The sequence below is a fragment of the Opacimonas viscosa genome, from assembly GCF_024199005.1.
GTDB lineage: Bacteria > Pseudomonadota > Gammaproteobacteria > Enterobacterales > Alteromonadaceae > Opacimonas > Opacimonas viscosa.
In genome coordinates this window covers 142,308-161,934 of sequence record NZ_JANATA010000002.1, presented here as the reverse complement: position 1 = coordinate 161,934, position 19,627 = coordinate 142,308, and the positions used below count along the sequence as shown (strand labels likewise).

The following is a 19,627-nucleotide window of genomic DNA, read 5'->3' as shown; positions in this document are numbered from 1 at the left end:
GACTTTTTATCGCAAAATCGGTGTAAAACTATCATCTACTCGCTAACTCATTTAAAATAAACACATGTACAGATTGTCTGTGCGCTTACTGAGAATATTTACTATGTTACGTTTGACCGATATCATCCTCCCTTTAAACCATTCGGAAACGGATTTAGAGGAAGCTATCTTAGCAAAACTAAATATTCCTAAAACCGAGCTACAAAGTTTTGAGATGTTTAAACGCGGTTATGACGCACGTAATAACAATAATATTCAGCTCATTTATACACTTGATTGTCGCATTGCCAACGAAAACGACCTTTTGGCGAAATTTGCTAATGACCAACATGTGCGCCCTACTCCTGACATGCGCTATAAGTTTGTGGCACAAGCACCAAGCGAAGTTACTGACCGTCCTGTTGTCGTTGGTTTGGGCCCTTGTGGGTTGTTTGCTGCTCTCATTCTCGCACAAATGGGGTTTAAACCGATCGTGCTAGAACGCGGAAAAGCCGTGCGTGAACGCACTAAAGATACCTTTGGTTTTTGGCGTAAAAAACCCTTAAATCCCGAATCAAACGTGCAATTTGGAGAAGGGGGTGCCGGGACATTTTCCGATGGTAAATTGTATAGTCAGGTCAAAGACCGTAAATTTTATGGTCGTAAAGTACTCAAGGAGTTTGTTGACGCTGGTGCTCCAGAAGAAATCATGTATGTCAGTAAACCGCATATAGGGACTTTCAAACTCGTCAACATGGTCGAAAAAATGCGCGAGCAAATCATCTCTTTAGGTGGTGAAATCCGTTTTAGTACCCGTGTAGAAAAACTCGACATTGCCGGTGATACTATCCAAGGGTTACACCTGAACAATGATGAATATTTGGCATGTAAACAGGTTATTCTAGCTGTCGGACATAGTGCTCGAGACACATTCCAAGCTTTGTATGATCAAGGTGTGTATATCGAAGCAAAGCCGTTTTCAGTGGGTTTTCGCATTGAACATGAACAAAGCATGATTGATCAATGTCGCTTTGGAGAGAATGCTGGCAATCCCATTTTGGGAGCGGCTGACTACAAACTTGTTCACCATTGCCACAATGGTCGAACAGTATATAGCTTTTGTATGTGTCCTGGAGGAACCGTCGTAGCTGCGGCATCAGAACCAGGCCGCGTAGTGACCAACGGAATGAGCCAATACTCACGCCATGAACGCAATGCAAACAGTGCAATAGTCGTGGGCATTACGCCAGAACAGGATTACCCAGACCATCCTCTAGCAGGTATTGATTTACAACGTTCTTTAGAAGAATTAGCTTTCAAAGTTGGTGGCGAAAATTATCACGCTCCTGCGCAACTCATCGGTGACTTTTTGAAAGGCCAATCCAGTGCTGAGTTAGGCGAGGTAAAACCGTCTTATACCCCAGGAATTACTCTAACCGATTTGCGTAAAGTCGTACCGGATTTTGTCAGTGAAGCAATCCAAGAAGCTATTCCTGCATTTAACCGACAAATCAAAGGTTTTGCAAAACATGATGGCTTGCTCACTGGTGTTGAAACCCGTACATCATCACCTATTTGCATAAAACGCGGTAAAGGCTATGAAAGTGTTAATATTAAGGGGCTCTACCCTGCTGGTGAAGGAGCGGGTTATGCTGGTGGGATTTGGTCAGCGGGTATTGATGGGATCAGAGTCGCCGAAGCCGTTGCCTTGGCTCATTCCCAGGCAACACCTTTAAACCACGATTAGGCAGCAAATTCAGCTAGTGACTTAGGCCGCGCAACTGCAGAATGCAACTCCCAGAAATACTGATGCGAATCATATTGAGCCGAATTTAGATCTACACTTGCTAAACGATTCGGATCTGTAAAAGTCATACTAGCAGGTGACAATGTCATTAATGGCTGAACAGACTCCTCACTATGACTCAGCACCTGTGACGCGGCTTTAAAATACGTCACAAAATCATGGTCCAGCGCGATCTGTTTAGGGTAACTCACAGCATCATCCGGCATCGCGGCAGTATTAACTTTGAATACCGTTTGCCATCCAGTATCTATTGCAACTTGGTATCGCGCCTGAAGGTATTGACTCACTTGGGCATAAAATGCTTGCCAACCACAAGGCATCGATTTATCACTATTAAAAAAGCGTACGGCCCATGTCAATAAGGGATAACGGTCAGGTTCAGCAGTACAATCATCCAGTAAATCATGCATAAATTGTCCCGCAGCGACCTGATATTCCCATTGTAGGTAACGCATGACGTAGCGTAATAAACCATATCCATCCGCCATAACATACACTTCATACAACGCTTTCATTTTTTTCAGATCCGCAGGTGTATAACTATATGTAGAAGTTAAGAAACCATGTTCGTCTGCTTTTATTTCGTACTTTTCAAGATAATCTGGAGCAGCCATAGGGCTATTAGGTAGCAACTGTGTAGGGTACGCTTTGACCGAAACATCCATATCTATATAACGCTGAAGATCAGCTTGGAAACTAGCCAGAGTCATACCAGGTAAACCAATCATCAAATCCGTAGATAGAGGTAGATTCAAATCAGTGAAAGCCTGTGCCAATTCATCATAACGCTGGGTGCGGATATTCTTGCGGTTAATGACTTCAAGAGTTTTCTCATCCGTCGTTTGGATGGAGATGATCCCTTGTCCGATAATGCCTCCCTCAGTGAAAATCTTTATGATTTCCACTAAACGCCACGTGGAGTTTTTAGTGTAGTTCACAACAATTTCTTGTGGATAACCATAGCGCTTTTTGGTATCAACGATAAATTGTGAAATTTCAATATCTCGGTCGTACAAGCCATAATTCGCATCGGCAATCCACATCACTCGGATTTTATTTTCACCTATCCAGGTAATTTCATCTTTAACCCTTTCGAGGTCAAATTTACGGATTTTTTGATTCGTTGCAGAGCCCCAGTCACAAAAAGTACAACCATAAGGACAACCGCGATTTGTCTCAATAATAGCGGCTTCCACGCGGCCTTGATAAGCATCAAACAACCCTGATAAATAAGGAGATGGTACCGCGTCTGGTGATTTCATTCGCTCGCGGTCTGCAGTACGTAAAAAACGTCCCGTCGTACGCTCCCGATAAGTAAGGCCGGTGACCGAGGCCAATTTACGTAAATCAGCTTCAATACGTCCTTTTGCAGTGCGTTGTAAAGTCGCAAATATCTCAGTAATCGTGATTTCACCCTCACCGTGCACAGCAATGTCTATGGAAGGGTTTTCCGCTAGAAAAGCCTCACACGCATGTGGATAATCGGGAGTACTTGGCCCACCGTGAATAGTATAATTTCCTGCGTTATGTTGGACTACCGCTTGGCTGATTTGCAAGTTTAAATCTATCGACCACATGTAATTACTAAACAACCATACACCTGGACCAAACTTACGGTAAGGACCATTGAACAGTGCATCAGGTTTCATATAATTCAACGGGATGAAATTAAATGTATCCGTTAAAACACCATCTTCATAGGCCAATAATGCGCTGTATAACACCCCTAATGCCAAAGGAAAATGGTTTTCCATATGAGGTACAAAATACACTGGGATCCGCTGGTCTTTACTGGTTTGCTGCCAATCTTTAGGTATATCTAAAGTCAGTGCGTGCTGAGTATCGGTTTGAAACGGTTGCAGATCGAGCTCTGTTTGTGCAATCACTTCTTTTTTCGGAGCCAATAGACCAGCGGCAAACCACAGAGCGACTTTTTCCTCTAAATTCGCTTGCTGTGTTTGCAAAAATGGTTTTTGTTGGAGTACAGATGCTAACGACTTACCCTCACCAAATCCCAACAAACACATGACATCTAATGCTGTTAAGCTCACAAATTCATTAACCGCTGCTGACCATGCCACAAAACCTTGTGCCGTCAATGAAACACTAAAATGTGTACTCAACCGCAGCGCATCGGGAACAGTGGTCACGGAACTCAACAGTGGGTTTGTCTGAAGTGATGATAGCTCAGACAAAGATTTAGCTGTGATCACTGGTGGTTCAGCGACCGCTTCTGTTAATAACGCACCAACATCCACGTATTGTTGTAAACGCTGGGTTACTTTAGCGTAATCAAGGTGAGTAAATACTGAAGTGAGTAAAGGTTGCTGAGCTATTTCGTCGGCAATTTGTGGTACTGGCAAACCAGCATGAAGTGCCGCAGTCTCTATTAATACTAAATCAGCATCACCCATTGGAATAGATTGGGAGGTACCTGCAACATTGGCCAATAAAGGCATGCCATTGCGAAAGAATATAATCTTGTAAGGGTTTATAAACAAGCCAAGCACCTACTATTCAGTGATAAAGTATGTGTATCGATGTTTTGAGAATAAACCCTTGTTAATTCCTTGTAAAGGCTAACCGTTGAGGTTGGGACCTAGCCACATATCAGCTGTTTCAGTTGACCATTTTTTACGCAATGCATAATCATCACGCTGATCAGTTTGAATTTGTGCAACAGCAAAATATCTAGCTTCTGGATGAGCAAAATACCAACCAGACACAGATGCTCCCGGCCACATGGCGAAACTTTCTGTCAACTTCATACCAATGCGTTCTTCCACTTGTAACAGATCCCAAATGAGTTGTTTCTCAGTGTGTTCAGGACATGCGGCATAACCAGGTGCTGGACGTATACCTTGGTATTTTTCTCGGATCAAATCATCGTTGCCCAGCGTCTCATTCGGCGCATAAGCCCAATGGACTTTACGAACTTGTTGATGCAGATATTCAGCAAAGGCTTCAGCAAAACGATCGGCCAGTGCTTTTACCATTATCCCGTTATAATCATCACCTTGCGCAATGAAACGCTCAGCAAGTTCGTCTTCGCCAATCCCGCCCGTTACGGCAAATGCGCCAATATAGTCGGTTCTACCGGAAGATTTCGGCGCAATATAATCACTTAAGCAGTAATTAAATCCCTTAGGCTTATGGGTTTGTTGACGAAGATTATGAGCAATAACCGTTTGCCCAACTGTAGGATAAATTTCAATATCATCCAGCACACTATTCGCCGCAAATAAACCAAATACCCCTTTGGCTTGTAATGTTTTATCAGCTATCAAAGTTTGTAGCATATGTTGCGCGTCATTGAATAATTCAGTTGCTTCGCGTCCGACGACCTCATCGGTCAAAATCCGTGGGTATTTGCCAGCTAAAGACCAAGTCATAAAGAACGGCGTCCAATCGATATAATCCACTAAAGTCGCTAAATCAACCGAGACTTCTTGTACCCCTAACTGCGCTGGGGTCACAATATCCACTGCAGACCAATCACAACTAAACTTATTGGCACGAGCTGCCTCTAGTGAAATTGGTTTAGAACGCGGCTGTTTGCGAGCGTGTTGTTCACGTACTGTTGCGTATTCTTTATCGAGTTTCGCTGCTAATTGTGGACGTAACTCGTCAGAAATTAATTGCTGACAGACGCCAACAGCACGACTGGCGTTAGGCACATAAACCACTGGGTGGTCATAATTTTGCTCAATTTTTACTGCGGTATGTGCCTTTGATGTCGTTGCCCCACCTATTAGAAGCGGTAAATCCATTCCCAAACGTTGCATTTCTTTAGCGACATATACCATTTCATCCAAAGATGGCGTGATCAATCCAGATAAACCTATCATATCTGCACCCTCGTCTTTAGCTACTTGTAATATTTTCGCACAAGGTACCATCACGCCTAAATCAATCACTTCAAAGTTATTACATTGCAAGACGACACCTACGATATTTTTTCCAATATCATGGACATCACCTTTTACTGTGGCCATCACAATCTTCCCATTAGATTGGGATTTTCCGTCTTTTTCCGCCTCGATAAACGGTTGCAAATGACCAACGGCTTTTTTCATTACCCGAGCAGATTTTACAACTTGTGGCAGGAACATTTTACCTTCGCCAAATAAATCGCCCACCACATTCATACCGTCCATTAACGGACCTTCTATGACGTGTAATGGTTTTTCAGCAGCAAGACGCGCAGCCTCAGTATCTTCAATAATATAGTCGGTAATACCTTTGACCAGGCCATGTTCCAAACGCTTATTGACTGGCAGTTCACGCCAAGACAAATCTTCAGCTTTTGCTGCTTTGCCATCGCCTTGGTATTTTGGAGCCAACTCAAGTAGGTTATCAGTTGCTTCGTCATGACGATTTAAAATGACATCTTCGACAGCATCACGCAGTTCTTTGGGAATTTCATCATACACTTCAAGTTGCCCAGCATTGACAATAGCCATGTCCATACCAGCACGAATAGCATGGTACAAAAATACCGAATGCATCGCTTCTCGGACAGGGTTATTTCCTCGAAATGAGAAAGAAATATTTGATAGGCCACCTGACACATGACAATGTGGCAGGTTTTGGCGAATTTTGCGCGTTGCTTCAATAAAATCTACGGCGTAATTGTTATGTTCTTCGATCCCTGTCGCAACGGCGAAAATATTCGGGTCAAAGATAATATCTTCTGGTGGAAAGCCCACCTCTTCAACCAAAATTTTATAACTGCGGGCGCAAATATCGTATTTGCGCTCAATTGTATCTGCTTGACCGGTTTCATCAAATGCCATAACAACCGTAGCTGCGCCATAACGTTTAATTTTTTTTGCTTGCTCGATAAAAGGCGCTTCGCCTTCTTTTAGGCTGATCGAATTAACAACGGCTTTACCTTGGACGCATTTTAAACCCGCTTCAATCACCGTCCATTTCGAAGAATCGATCATAATCGGTACTTTGGAAATATCTGGTTCAGCAGCAATCAAATTCAAAAATCTGACCATGGCAGCCTCTGAATCCAACATCGCTTCATCCATATTAATATCGATGATCTGAGCGCCGTTCTCAACTTGTTGCTTGGCAACCTCTAAGGCCGTTTCATAATCTTCTTCTAGGATCAGACGCTTGAACATGGCTGAACCCGTAACATTGGTTCGTTCTCCAATATTGATAAAACGTGATGCTAAAATAGTTTGTTCACTCATCATCATCTCCTAATGAACAAATGGTTCAAGACCCGATAAACGCATTTTTACGTCGATATCAGGTAATTGACGAGGCTTTATACCAGCCGTCACTTTGGCAAATGCAGCAATATGTTCAGGTGTCGAACCGCAACACCCTCCTACTACGTTAACTAAACCTGAGTTCGCCCATTCTTTAATATGTTCAGCCATCTCATCAGCTTCTAGATCGTATTCGCCAAACTCATTCGGTAAACCTGCGTTGGGATGCGCAGAGACAAAACTCTCTGAGATAGACGATAATTCATCGACATACTGACGTAACAAATCTGGACCTAGGGCACAGTTGAGCCCAAATGAAAATGGCTGCAGGTGACGCAACGAATGATAGAATGCCGCAGTCGTTTGACCAGATAGGGTCCGACCTGAAGCGTCGGTAATTGTCCCTGAAACCATTACTGGTAAGCGTTTATCTAGTTTTTCAAATACTGATTCGACCGCATATGCAGCGGCCTTTGCATTAAGAGTATCAAAAATAGTTTCTAACATGATGATGTCAACACCACCAAAAATAAGTGCCTCAGTGGCTTCTTCATATGCTGCAACAAGCTCGTCAAAAGTCACATTCCGTGCACCTGGATCATTGACGTCTGGTGAAATAGAAGCGGTCCGATTCGTCGGACCAAGAACGCCCGCTACAAAACGAGGCTTCTCCGGGGTGGAGTATTCCAATGCCACTTCTTTGGCAATACGAGCTGCAGCAATATTGATATCTTTAGCAATATCCTGCATGTCATAATCTGCCATGGCTATCGTAGTTGCATTAAAAGTGTTGGTCTCAATAATATCTGCACCGGCAGCGAAGTAAGCGGCATGAATCGCTTTTATCGCCTCGGGCTGCGTCAAAACTAATAAATCATTATTGCCCTTTACATCACAGTGCCAATTTGCAAATTGTTCACCTCGGTAATCTTCCTCGGAAAACTGACGCTCTTGGATCATGGTTCCCATTGCCCCATCGAGAATAAGGATACGTTCTTTTGCTAACGTAGAAAGTTTGGATAAAGTTGTCACGAAAAACCTACTTATAAAAAAGCGTTATTAAATCGAATAACTGTGTTTAGGAAGTGTTGTTAAATCATACGGTGTCACTTGATACACGTAATAATTAAGCCAATTGGTATACAATAAGGTGCCATGAGATCGCCATCTAACGAGTATCTCTTGGCTGGGATCATCTGCTTTAAAATAGTTTACAGGGATAGCTGTCTCACTAGATTGAGCTGAATCTCTTATATATTCCTGTAATAAAGTATCTGCATCATACTCTGGGTGCCCTGTGACAAACACCTGTCGTTTATCTGTAGTAGCACATATATATGCACCACATTCTGAGCCTGCAGCGAGCACCTCAATGCCTGGTGTCTTTGCATAAACCGCTTCAGGAATATTACCAAACCTAGAGTGTGGCGCAAAAAAATATGGATCAAAACCACGCATTAACTCATTGGTGGGCGCAAGTACCGCATGCTCGAAAATCCCGGATAATTTAGTCGGACGAATATCCCGAACGACTCCATGGAAATGATACATCGCGGCATGTGCCGCCCAGCAAAGATACAATGTGGATTGGACATTGATTTGTGCCCAATCAAATATTTCTTGGATTTGCGTCCAATAGGTGACATCTTCATAGGCTTTGAATCCTAAAGGAGCCCCTGTGATGATCAAACCATCATATTGCTTTGCCTTAATCTGGCTAAACGGTTGATAAAAATCATCCATATGTGATTGGGGAGTATTTTTGGGCACCTGATCATCAATGCGAATCAAATCGATGTTAATTTGTAGTGGCGTATTCGATAACAAACGTAATATTTGGATCTCAGTTTCGATCTTATTTGGCATCAAATTTAAAATGCCTACTTCCATTGGCCGAATATCCTGCTCACCAGCACGTGCTAGGTCCATGACAAAGATATTCTCTTGTGTCAGTACGTTTTGTGCAGGTAAATTTTCAGGGATCCGAATAGGCATAACACACTCCTTTCAATAGCATAGAGTTATTGTGTCTGATTTGGGGTAAATGTCAAGAGTTTACGTCTAGACGTCTAAACGTCTTCGTTCGTAAATAAATTCTCAAGTGGCTAGTACCTGAACTGACTAATATATGTAGGAGCAAATGAAAATTAAGTGGCCAATGAAAATGTGCATCTACTGATACAGTGTCTTTGCTAGCTAATGCAAAGCTTTAGGTCTGCTATGCTATGAAGAACCTTGCATACTTTGTAATATCTCTAACTCTGCACGCGGCAAATCACAAGCAGTAATAATTTCCTCAATATCTGCTCCTTCAGCAATCAACTTAGCCGCTTTTGCATAGAGTTTAATTTGTGGATCTTGCTCACCTAATGCGGCAACTTTCTGACTGAGGATTTGTTGTTCATTTTGCAAAGCAAAAACAGCAGCGTCTATTTTAGTTTCGAAATGACTTAATGATTCCCCCTGCACTTGGACTTTTTGACCTAATTCGGTATGTAAATGTCCCATTTTTTGTTGTAACGCAGAAATACTCGCGAGGTTAGCTTTTTGTTCACTTAATAATTTTTGGATAAGCATTTCATGCTGAGAGACCTTTTTAGCACACATATAGGCATACAATAACCCTAGAAAGGCAATACCAAATACAACTAATAGTCCAATCTCTAAAACACTCATCAATACCTATCCTATTTAACGACGAAGAAACACTTTGTCCCAACTAACAAAGTGTTCCTTTAAATGAAGAAGCTGATTATGAGTTCTGCACTTGGCACAGTTTCTCAATTAGCGATGATTATAAACCGCCGATTTCATCCCATTCTTCTTCAGTGAGTAACTTGTTTAAGTCTACTAATATCAGCAAACCATCCTCTCGATTAGAAACACCTTGAATAAATTTAGCGCTTTCTTCGGTACCTACATTGGGTGTCGAATCAATCTCTGAGGTTTTCAAGTATACAACTTCCGCCACACTGTCGACTAAAATACCAACGACATTATTCTCTGATTCAATAATAACAATACGGGTATTATCAGTGACTTCACCTGGCAACAGTCCAAATCGAGAACTCGTGTCGATAACGGTCACTACGTTACCACGTAAATTAATAATACCTAAAACATAATCAGGGGCTCCAGGTACCGGTGCGATTTCTGTATAACGAAGGACTTCCTGAACCTGCATTACATTAATGCCGTAAGTCTCATCAGCTAAGCAATATGTTACCCATTGTAGTACTTCATCCTTCTCAGAACCAGATTGTTCGATAACACGTTCTTCATTCATACCTTTTACTCCACTGTACTCTTTATTGTTGGTTACTGACCAAACCTTGTTGCACCATATCAACAACTGCAAACGTGTCTAACAAAATGCACATTTGCTCTTTTATGATACCGGCTAACCAAGGCTTAGAGCGTGACGGATCACGCCATTTAATATTTTCTTTTTCACATAAAACAGTATCGACCAAATCATGGCAAGCTATACCCCAATTACTGTCATTTAATAAAATTACATATTGATATGGACTTTCCACTTCATCAGCAACACGACCATTAGGATCTATCAACCAGCGGCTGCCATCAACCACATTATAGTTCGTGCCTTTGATGTCCATCACACCCAAACACCACTGTGCCTTACCCGCAATACGCTCGATTTTGGATATTTGATGGATCCCACCAAGCTCAGCCAAAGGAAGCGCAATTTGAGTACCATTAATCACACATACAATACTTTGAAAAGACCTGGCAACTCGTTCGTGTAAGTAGCCATATTCAGTAACAGTCGGCGTATAATCGGTATCTGAAATGGTGCTTTGTGATGTATTGACTGAACTATTTTGCTCTTGCATTTCTGGCACAACAGGAGCAACAACTTGTGGGACAGCGAGGGCAGTAATATCTGCCGATGCGGGTGCATCAAACTCTGGTAAAACCGGCTCCGCCAACTCAGGATAACGATGTAAAGCATTTAAAAATAATGTTTCCAATGGCGAACTATCCAACTCTTCGACTAGCTCGACTGCTGAATGAGCAGGTACACGGCCAAGATGTCCCAAATTCGGTTCATCCGCTAACAACGTATCTAGAAAATCATCCAGTGGCAACACTTCACGCATGCAAGGCCCCTTGATCATTAGAGAAATCATCGATAGGTTGAGTGTTTTTATGATTGGGTAGTTTTCTGATTTTTCCAGGTCGACATTGATGTTGAATATGCATCAATGCCATCGTGTACGCTTTATTCCCTTTCGCTTTTGGGTATGCAATATTTATAGGGGTTAACTGACTACTCGCTTCTCTGAATTGAGTATCCACAGGTATGACGCCTTTCCACAAGTTTTTAGGGTATTCTTCTCTAAGCGTCTGATAGGCACGTGCACTGGCCTTTAATCGTTTATCAAACATAGTGGGTAAAATTGTGGAAGGTAATGCTTTGTGGAGTTTAGTTTCCAACATAGTCAACGATTGCATCATCTTAGTTAAGCCTTGCAAAGCCAAATGCTCAACTTGTACTGGGATCACAACATGCTGACAAGCTGCCAGAGCATTTATCATTAATACGCCTAACATAGGCGGACAATCAATTAATACATAATCGTATTCATCTACCACAGCTTTAATACCATTAGTCAGTTGCAAGCCCATTCCTTGCATTTGTCCGTATTGACCATCTAGCGTCGCTAAATTCATACTACCAGATACAATATCAATATTGGTAAATGTTGTTTTTTGAATCAGTTCTGGTAAACGTTGTTGCGGATATTGAGCGATCAATACCTCAAAAATTGAATGGTTTACTCGTGCATCTGCAGTAAAATAATGAGATAAAGAAGCGTGTGGATCTAAATCTATCAGTAATACTTTGTAGGCTTGCTCAGCTAATAATCCGGCTAACGAAACGGTGGTGGTAGTTTTACCTACCCCACCTTTTTGATTAGCAATCGTCCACACTTGACACTGTTTCATACCATTTCACTCTTGATGCATTGACTGATATGTTCGAGATCAATGTTGACTTGAGCAACCTTTGCTTTGGTCACTGCACCAGGCATACCGTAGACCACAGATGACTTTTCGTCTTGCGCCCAAATCGTTGCCCCAAGTCGTTTTAAGCGCGTACAAGCTTCAGTGCCATCACTGCCCATACCTGTCAAAATAAGTGCTAGTACATCACCACCATAGACTTTAGCAATATCAAAAAAAGTTAAATCAACACTCGGTTTATATAAAATACGACCGTCATCTTCAATGTCAGTAATTCTTATCGTACAAGCACTACTCGTTCCTTTTAATAACATTTGACGACCACCCGGCGCTAGGTAGGCGACTCCCGGTTGCACTTTCTCGCCATCTTTAGCTAACTTTACAGAAACATTTGATGTCTGATTCAACCTCTGCGCAAATGCTTCGGTAAACGAACCTGGCATATGTTGGACCAAGAATATTGGATAGGGAAAAGAAGCTGGTAATACAGCAAGTGTTTTCTGTAGCGCAACAGGCCCACCAGTAGATGCACCAATCGCTAAACATTTATACGTCTTACCTGATTTAACTACACCAGAAATGATTTTAACAGGTTCAGCGACAGGTGCAGTAACTAGTGTTTTTTCAGCTCTAATAAATGTTTTAGGAGCATTCTTTAGCTTAGCAATATCACGCGTTTGGCGTTTCAAAGTATGACGTTTACGCACTAATGTCAAAATTTTACTGCGTAGTTTAAAACCTACATCTTTATCAGGGTTAAACTTGTTATCAAATTCTTTTAATAAAAAATCAACGGCCCCAGCGTCTAATGCGTCTAATGTCTGGTCAGCACCTTCGGCCGTCAGTGACGAAAACATTAATATCGGTACAGGCTGGTGTTGCATAATTTGTTTAACCGCAGAAATACCGTCTAAAACCGGCATTTCCACGTCCATTGTGATGATGTCTGGAGACAATTCCTTTGCTTTTAAAATCGCTTCCTTACCATTACTCGCTGCATCAATAACTTTTAATCGCGCATCCTCCTCAATCATCTCCTTTAAACGGCGACGGTGGAAGATCGAATCATCTACTACCAATACTGTATAGTTCACAAATGCGTCTCTTATTTTAAGTTACTGTTAGCGTACCGCTTCAATAAACTAGGAATATCCAAAATCAACGCAATACCACCATCAGAGGTAATAGTCGCACCTGCCATACCTGCTGTACCTTGCAGTAATTTATCTAGAGGTTTTATAACGACCTCTTCCTGTCCGATCAATGCATCCACCACAAAGCCCACTTGTTGGGTTGATATCTGCACCACAACAACATGCCCTGTGTCCCTGGGGGTGGGCTCTGCTAGTGGGTTTAACCAATCATGCAAATAAAACAATGGAATTGCTCGGTCACGTACAATCATGGTTAACTGACCATCAACTTTGTTGGTCTTTTTGATATCCATATTAATAATTTCATTCACACTGCCCAATGGTAAAGCAAATGTCTGGGCACCACTTTCGATCATTAACGTCGGTAATATCGCAAGTGTCAGTGGTACTTTAATCTCTAGTCGAGTACCAACACCCAGTTCTGAGTGGATATTGACTGAGCCATTGAGTTGATTGATTTTGGTTTTCACCACATCCATACCAACACCACGACCGGATACGTCAGTGATCTCAGTTTTTGTTGAAAAACCTGGAGCGAAAATCAAATTATAAGCTTCAACATCCGACATCCTTGCCGCCGCATCAACATCTAACACACCACGGTCAATAGCGATTTGTTTCAGTTTTTCTGCGTCCATGCCTTTACCATCATCTTCGATGGTTAGTAAAATATGATCGCCCTCTTGAGAGGCCGCTAACTTGACAACCCCCATACGCGGTTTACCTGCCGCCTCACGTTCATCAGGCATTTCTACACCATGATCAACCGAGTTGCGAACCAAATGCACTAATGGATCAGCAAGTGCTTCTACCAAGTTTTTGTCTAAATCTGTGTCTTCTCCAACTAACTCCAGCGTAATTTCTTTCTTTAAACTCCGCGCCAAATCACGGACCACGCGAGGAAAACGACCAAAGACCTTTTTAATCGGTTGCATTCGGGTTTTCATGACTGCACCTTGCAAATCACCAGTAACTACATCCAAATTGGCAATCGCTTTGGTCATACTCTCATCACTGGAATTAATCCCCAGACTAATGAGACGGTTGCGAACCAATACCAGTTCACCCACCATATTCATAATTTCATCTAAACGACGAGTATCGACACGGACTGTCGTTTCAGCTTGAGGTGCAGTGTTCGCTTTCTTCGAATCTTTACCCGCTGCTTTGACTGGAGCAGAACTTTTTGCCACGTTAGATGAGGCCGGTGCTGCCGCCGATTTTTGATTTTGCGCTGTCACTGACTTAGGGGAGTTAGCAGCTGGTGTTGACGGTTGGTCGGTTTTCGAGTCTGGTGCACCAGGTTTAGCTACCTGTTGATTCTGCGGTGCTTTCCCAGATCCATGAAGCTGATCTAACAGCGCTTCAAATTCATCATCACTGATTTCGTCACTATTTGTAGTACTTGGTCCGCCAGCAGGTGCACTAGACGTTGTAGCAGCAGATCCTTTTGCACCACTTTCTGCGGTGTTGTCAGCCGCTGTTTTAAACTGGCCTTTGCCATGTAAATCATCTAATAAGGCTTCAAATTCATCATCACTGATTTCATCCGAAGAAGCGTTGGCAGAAGTTGCTTTCTCACTGTTTGTAGTGGGTGCTATTGGTGCGCCTTTACCGTGCAGCTCGTCTAATAAATCCTCGAATTCATCTTCTGTAATGGCGTCAATACCATCACCAGCATTACCTTGAGAACCCGCATTTGCATTATCATTGGTGGCTTCAGGCATCTCGTCAGTCACATTTTCAATGACTTCAGTAGACTCGCCCAAAATCGTTTCTCCAGGTGTTTCAGGAGAACTTAACTTATGCAGGATATCAATCAATTCTGCAGGTGCTGCCTCTAGCGGATTGCGCGCTTTGACATCTTCAAACATATCCACAACAACATCTGTTGCCTGAAGAATAACATCCATGACTTCAGCATTAAGGCTTCTTTGACCATTGCGCATAACATCAAAGACATTTTCAGCCCCATGGCAAATATCAACTAATTCACCCAATGATAAAAACCCAGCACCGCCTTTTACGGTGTGATAACCACGGAAAATAGCATTCAATAGTTCTCCGTCTTCTGGATTATTTTCTAGCTCAACTAGCTGTTCTTGTAATTGTTCTAATATCTCACCAGCTTCAACTAAAAAGTCTTGTAAAATATCTTCATCGACATCAAATGACATATATCCCTCTCTAGAATCCTAAACTTGATAGTAAGTCATCAACATCATCTTGTCCGTTGACCACATCATCGCGTTGTTCGGCATCAATTACGGGTCCTTCCGCTTTGATTTTATTTTCAGGCTCTGCTTTTTTATCCACCACTGGCTCACCAAAAACCGTCAGCATATGGACTAAATTATCTTGTACTTCTTTCACTAGAGTAATCACCCGTCGAATCACTTGGCCAGTAAGGTCTTGATATCCTTGGGCCATTAATACTTCGGTCATCAAACTATTAAGCTGCTGAGTTTCTTGAGAAGTATCTTTGAGTAATTTATCCAGTTCTAAGCACAAAGCTTTGAATTCACCGACGACAATCTCGCGCGACATCAACTTGTCCCATTCAGGAAGGATCTCTGCAATGCGAGTGTTTATCTCCTCAGTAATCGGCATACTTTTTTCTAAAGCATCCATGGTCGTATTGGCTGCTTTTTCAGTTTCTTCAATCACGTACTCCAAACGAGATTCAGCATCTGGAATGTCTTCTTCGACTAGACCAGTAATTCGGGCATCTAACTGAAAATTATTTAATGAATCATGTAACTGACGCGTCAATTTTCCAACTTCAGTAAATATTTCTGGCGCAGAACGCAAAGCTGCAGCATCAATAGCTGCATTTGCTTCAATTACTTGGCCATTTTCTAAATATTTCACTAGTTGGTGCGCTTCTGCAAGCGACATTAATGACGTAGTTGTTTCAGACATCAAGGTCTCCTTAACTCACTTTTTGGATTAACCCAAACGCTGGAAAATTTTATCTAACTTTTCTTTTAGAGTCGCAGCTGTAAATGGCTTCACTACATATCCATTCACACCAGCTTGTGCGGCAGCAACGATTTGTTCTTTTTTAGCTTCCGCAGTTACCATGAGTACCGGTAAATGTTTTAACTTATCATCCGCTCGAATGGCCCGTAATAAATCTATGCCTTGCATGCCTGGCATGTTCCAATCAGTCACCACAAAATCAAAGTCCCCCTGATTCAACATAGGTAATGCGGTATTGCCATCATCGGCTTCTTGAATATTAGAAAAACCCAAGTCTTTTAATAAATTTTTAATGATTCTGCGCATTGTAGAAAAATCATCTACAACCAAAATTTTCATATTAGTGTCCATGTGCCCTCTTCCTCACTTTCTAATTTTTTAACTGTAATATTGGAAACTGTTATGCTTCAGCGGTTTGCCATGACCGTAACTTTGCTTTGAGCTTTAACATAGCTTGACTGTGAATTTGGCTAACTCTGGATTCGCTCACATCAAGCACTTCACCGATCTCTCTTAGATTCAAGTCTTCATCGTAATATAATGAAAGTACAATCGCTTCACGCTCTGGTAAGGTCGTTATTGCTTTGGCCAGAGACTTTTGAAACGAACCTTGTACGAGTTCGTCATAAGGCGTATCGGCAGACTTGTTCTTATCTGTTGTAATAACATCTTCAGCAACACCCAAATCTTCGATTCCTACGAGCTTGCCGGCATTTACCTCGTTCAGCATTTGATGGTATTGCGCCAACGGCACCCCCATTCTTTCTGCGACATCAGTATCCTTGGCATCGGCACCTGTTTCACGTTCAACTTGAGAAATAGCTTCGGTGATTGCTCGAGAGTTTTTGTGGACGGAACGAGGAGTCCAATCGCCTTTGCGGATATCATCCAGCATCGCTCCTCGGATGCGAATGCCAGCAAACGTTTCAAAACTGGCGCCTTTAGTCCCATCAAAGTTTTTGGCGGCTTCGAGTAAACCAATCATACCGGCTTGAATTAAATCATCTACCAAAACACTAGCGGGTAAACGTACCATCAGGTGATGCGCAATACGTTTCACCAAAGAGGCATGCTTTTCGACTAATTCCTTTCCTTGTAACTGCTGTTGATAAGCTTGTGCTTTTGAACTCACAATTCACCTCCTACTACTTTTTTGTCGACGAGTTGTTCTAAAAAGAATTCCAAGTGCCCTCCTGGCTGATTTGGTAATGGCCATTTCGTCACCTGTTGTGCCAAATTACTTACAGCAACAGCTGCAGGTGAACTAGGAAATGCATCTACAATGGATTGTTGACGTCTCACAGACTTGCGAATATTTTCATCAAATGGCACTGTCGCCACTAACTCTAGTGCGACATCTAAAAAACGACTGGAAACCATAGATAATTTTTGAAAAAGTTCTTGGCCTTCTCGGATATCCCTCACCATATTGGCAACAATTTTAAATTTAAAAACGCCATGTTCACGGTTCAGTAATTTAATCAAAGCGTAAGCATCTGTTAATGAGGTGGGTTCGTCACATACAACCACCATAATATCTTGGGCGGCCCGACTGAAACTGAGCACCATATCTGAAATCCCAGCAGCAGTATCGACCAATAAAATATCAATCGGTGTCTGCATGTTACTAAAAGCTCGAATGAGACCGGCATGTTCAGCTATCGATAAATCAGTCATGGCTTGGGTACCGGATGATGCTGGAGCAATTTTGATTCCATGAGGTCCGGTAATTAAAATATCGTCAATGGTACATTCACCCGCCAATACGTGAGCAAGGTTTCTTTCAACGCGCAAACCCAGTAATACATCGACGTTGGCCAAACCTAAATCGGCATCCAGAACCATGACCCGTTTACCTTGTTTAGCTAGGGCTATGGCAGTATTTAATGTGATATTGGTTTTACCGACACCACCTTTACCACCGGTAACAGCAATTACTTTGACTAATTGCGACTGGTGCATTTTTCTTAAACTGCTTGCTTGATCATCCATCATATTGCTCGCGCTGCATGTTGTGTATGCATTCCTTTAGTATAGTTCACTGAATATTTTTTATATAATTTCGCTGCTTCTGCGACAATTTTTTCCGCTCCAGCAATGGCAATGTCCTCAGGGACTTTTTGTCCATTGGTGACATAACTAAGTGGCAAATCATTTTCTATCGCGACACTGAGAACTTCACCGAGCGAATAACACTCATCCGTTTTGGTCATAATACAACCGGCTAACTCGATCCCTTGATAAGCCGCGATAATGCGTTGTAACACTTGATACTGAGCGCTTGCTTGGGTGACTAGATATTTTTTAATTGGCATATTAGTCACATTTTCGAAAGTCGATAATTGGTTAATCAAACGCACATCACGCTGACTAAACCCTGCAGAATCAATCAACACTAATTTTTTATGACGCATTTGAAAAAGTATATCGGCCAACTCCTGTGAACTTTGTGCTTTTTTTACCTGACAGCCAATGATTTTTCCATATGTAGCGAGTTGCTCGTATGCCGCTATGCGATAATTATCAATGGTCACCATCGCCACAGAATCGGCACCGTGTTGTTTGGCAAATTGAGCAGCTAATTTAGCAACTGTTGTCGTTTTACCGGTTCCGGTCGGCCCGACTAAAGCCACTACACCGCCTTCTTGTGTAATATCATGCCCAGCAATGCGTAAACGATTTGCTAATAACTTCAACACAAACATCCAAGCTTGACGTTCATTACTCGTATCAGGCACAAAGGTCATTAATTGCTCTGCCAACGGTGCATTGATCCCCATTTTTTGTAATTCATGACAAAGGAAATGCTTAACGGGGTTCTGGCGTTGTTTATCTTGTTGAACTAAACCTGCGACTTGATGTGTCAATACACTGCGTAAAGCGTTTAACTCAGCTTTAATTTCCGCAATATCGGTAATATCAGCACTAGTAGTTGCTGTGGACGAGTTTGCTAGCTGTGCTGCTTGAGTTGTTTGTAACGCTGCCTGTTCAGCACTCATTTCGGCTAAACTTTTGGGTCCTTTAGCCGGTGTGTGATGTTCCTTTACATTTGCTTGTAAGGCTTGTGAATGTTGGTCCATTTGTGTCTGCTGATGAATCGTCTGAGCAGACCCATTGGTTTTAGCCATTTGCTTTTCCAACAATGCTTGTAAGTTATCTTGTCCTGAATCGCCAATGATTTCACTCAATGTTTGACTAGGACGGACAGAAGTCGAAGCTGTGTTACGGGTATTGTTCTGTGGCGTCAAAATACGTGGTGCAGTTTCGTCAGTATTTTGTCCAGTCGGATTATTGACTGACCGAGTCGAAGCAGTGTGATTACCTTGTGGCTCCTTGTCATAAGCTGCGACAAGTTCAATCCCGTTGGCCGTTTTTTTATTCGACATGATGACAGCATCTGCGCCTAGTTCTTCTTTAACTAAACGCAATGCTTCACGCATATCTTTTCCTGTAAAACGTCTTATTTTCATTTTCTACTCCGCTAA

Annotated in this window: 16 protein-coding genes; 1 reads left to right on the top strand and 15 read right to left on the bottom strand. The window is 42.2% G+C overall.

The window, feature by feature from the left end:
* Window positions 1-103: 103 nt before the first annotated feature.
* A complete protein-coding gene (locus tag NLF92_RS02715; protein WP_254098610.1) occupies window positions 104-1,726 on the top strand; it encodes an NAD(P)/FAD-dependent oxidoreductase in 1,623 nt (540 codons plus the stop codon).
* On the opposite strand, the gene NLF92_RS02710 is transcribed toward NLF92_RS02715, so the two are convergent.
* From NLF92_RS02710 to flhF, 15 genes are all read right to left on the bottom strand, one after another.
* Complete coding sequence (locus NLF92_RS02710; protein WP_254098608.1) at window positions 1,723-4,287, bottom strand: B12-binding domain-containing radical SAM protein; 2,565 nt, start codon at window positions 4,285-4,287, stop codon at window positions 1,723-1,725. The genes NLF92_RS02715 and NLF92_RS02710 overlap by 4 nt on opposite strands.
* Window positions 4,288-4,365: 78 nt before the next feature.
* A complete protein-coding gene (gene metH / locus NLF92_RS02705; protein ID WP_254098606.1) occupies window positions 4,366-6,993 on the bottom strand; it encodes a methionine synthase in 2,628 nt (875 codons plus the stop codon).
* Window positions 6,994-7,002: 9 nt separating this feature from the next.
* A complete protein-coding gene (locus NLF92_RS02700; protein ID WP_254098604.1) occupies window positions 7,003-8,046 on the bottom strand; it encodes a homocysteine S-methyltransferase family protein in 1,044 nt (347 codons plus the stop codon).
* A 27-nt stretch (window positions 8,047-8,073) separates the two neighbouring features.
* Entirely contained in the window at window positions 8,074-9,009 is a 936-nt protein-coding gene (locus tag NLF92_RS02695) for a homoserine O-succinyltransferase (protein WP_254098602.1), read from the bottom strand.
* 228 nt (window positions 9,010-9,237) lie between these two features.
* Entirely contained in the window at window positions 9,238-9,690 is a 453-nt protein-coding gene (locus NLF92_RS02690) for a DUF2802 domain-containing protein (protein WP_254098600.1), read from the bottom strand.
* 118 nt (window positions 9,691-9,808) lie between these two features.
* The gene (locus NLF92_RS02685) at window positions 9,809-10,300 is read right to left on the bottom strand and encodes a chemotaxis protein CheW (RefSeq protein WP_254098598.1); all 492 of its coding nucleotides are present in this window, start codon (window positions 10,298-10,300) and stop codon (window positions 9,809-9,811) included.
* A gap of 22 nt (window positions 10,301-10,322) precedes the next feature.
* The gene (locus NLF92_RS02680; protein WP_254098597.1) at window positions 10,323-11,138 is read right to left on the bottom strand and encodes a chemotaxis protein CheW; all 816 of its coding nucleotides are present in this window, start codon (window positions 11,136-11,138) and stop codon (window positions 10,323-10,325) included.
* Entirely contained in the window at window positions 11,131-11,988 is an 858-nt protein-coding gene (locus tag NLF92_RS02675) for a ParA family protein (RefSeq protein WP_254098595.1), read from the bottom strand. Before NLF92_RS02675 ends, NLF92_RS02680 begins: the two co-directional genes overlap by 8 nt.
* Window positions 11,985-13,100 carry a protein-glutamate methylesterase/protein-glutamine glutaminase gene (locus NLF92_RS02670; protein WP_254098593.1) on the bottom strand — a complete coding sequence of 372 codons (1,116 nt, stop codon included), beginning with the start codon at window positions 13,098-13,100 and terminating at the stop codon, window positions 11,985-11,987. The genes NLF92_RS02675 and NLF92_RS02670 overlap by 4 nt, the downstream gene beginning before the upstream one ends.
* An 11-nt stretch (window positions 13,101-13,111) precedes the next feature.
* Window positions 13,112-15,337, bottom strand: coding sequence for a chemotaxis protein CheA (locus NLF92_RS02665; RefSeq protein ID WP_254098591.1), 2,226 nt, complete (start codon window positions 15,335-15,337; stop codon window positions 13,112-13,114).
* Window positions 15,338-15,347: 10 nt separating this feature from the next.
* The gene (locus NLF92_RS02660) at window positions 15,348-16,082 is read right to left on the bottom strand and encodes a protein phosphatase CheZ (protein WP_254098589.1); all 735 of its coding nucleotides are present in this window, start codon (window positions 16,080-16,082) and stop codon (window positions 15,348-15,350) included.
* Window positions 16,083-16,109: 27 nt separating this feature from the next.
* On the bottom strand, window positions 16,110-16,493 hold the full coding sequence (gene cheY / locus NLF92_RS02655; protein WP_254098587.1) for a chemotaxis response regulator CheY: 384 nt from the start codon (window positions 16,491-16,493) through the stop codon (window positions 16,110-16,112).
* A 49-nt stretch (window positions 16,494-16,542) separates the two neighbouring features.
* A complete protein-coding gene (locus NLF92_RS02650; protein ID WP_254098585.1) occupies window positions 16,543-17,274 on the bottom strand; it encodes an RNA polymerase sigma factor FliA in 732 nt (243 codons plus the stop codon).
* Window positions 17,271-18,137 (bottom strand): MinD/ParA family ATP-binding protein, encoded by an 867-nt coding sequence (locus NLF92_RS02645; RefSeq protein ID WP_254098583.1) that lies wholly within the window; start codon window positions 18,135-18,137, stop codon window positions 17,271-17,273. Before NLF92_RS02645 ends, NLF92_RS02650 begins: the two co-directional genes overlap by 4 nt.
* Window positions 18,134-19,612, bottom strand: coding sequence for a flagellar biosynthesis GTPase FlhF (gene flhF / locus NLF92_RS02640; RefSeq protein WP_254098576.1), 1,479 nt, complete (start codon window positions 19,610-19,612; stop codon window positions 18,134-18,136). Before flhF ends, NLF92_RS02645 begins: the two co-directional genes overlap by 4 nt.
* Window positions 19,613-19,627: the final 15 nt, after the last annotated feature.

Bases quoted from the DNA above. Each gene is read 5' to 3' on its own strand.
- NLF92_RS02715 (WP_254098610.1), top strand. From the start codon at position 104: ATGTTACGTTTGACCGATATCATCCTCCCTTTAAACCATTCGGAAACG.
- metH (WP_254098606.1), bottom strand. From the start codon at position 6,993: ATGAGTGAACAAACTATTTTAGCATCACGTTTTATCAATATTGGAGAA.
- NLF92_RS02695 (WP_254098602.1), bottom strand. From the start codon at position 9,009: ATGCCTATTCGGATCCCTGAAAATTTACCTGCACAAAACGTACTGACA.
- NLF92_RS02690 (WP_254098600.1), bottom strand. From the start codon at position 9,690: ATGAGTGTTTTAGAGATTGGACTATTAGTTGTATTTGGTATTGCCTTT.
- NLF92_RS02685 (WP_254098598.1), bottom strand. From the start codon at position 10,300: ATGAATGAAGAACGTGTTATCGAACAATCTGGTTCTGAGAAGGATGAA.
- NLF92_RS02680 (WP_254098597.1), bottom strand. From the start codon at position 11,138: ATGCGTGAAGTGTTGCCACTGGATGATTTTCTAGATACGTTGTTAGCG.
- NLF92_RS02675 (WP_254098595.1), bottom strand. From the start codon at position 11,988: ATGAAACAGTGTCAAGTGTGGACGATTGCTAATCAAAAAGGTGGGGTA.
- NLF92_RS02665 (WP_254098591.1), bottom strand. From the start codon at position 15,337: ATGTCATTTGATGTCGATGAAGATATTTTACAAGACTTTTTAGTTGAA.
- NLF92_RS02660 (WP_254098589.1), bottom strand. From the start codon at position 16,082: ATGTCTGAAACAACTACGTCATTAATGTCGCTTGCAGAAGCGCACCAA.
- cheY (WP_254098587.1), bottom strand. From the start codon at position 16,493: ATGGACACTAATATGAAAATTTTGGTTGTAGATGATTTTTCTACAATG.
- NLF92_RS02645 (WP_254098583.1), bottom strand. From the start codon at position 18,137: ATGATGGATGATCAAGCAAGCAGTTTAAGAAAAATGCACCAGTCGCAA.
- flhF (WP_254098576.1), bottom strand. From the start codon at position 19,612: ATGAAAATAAGACGTTTTACAGGAAAAGATATGCGTGAAGCATTGCGT.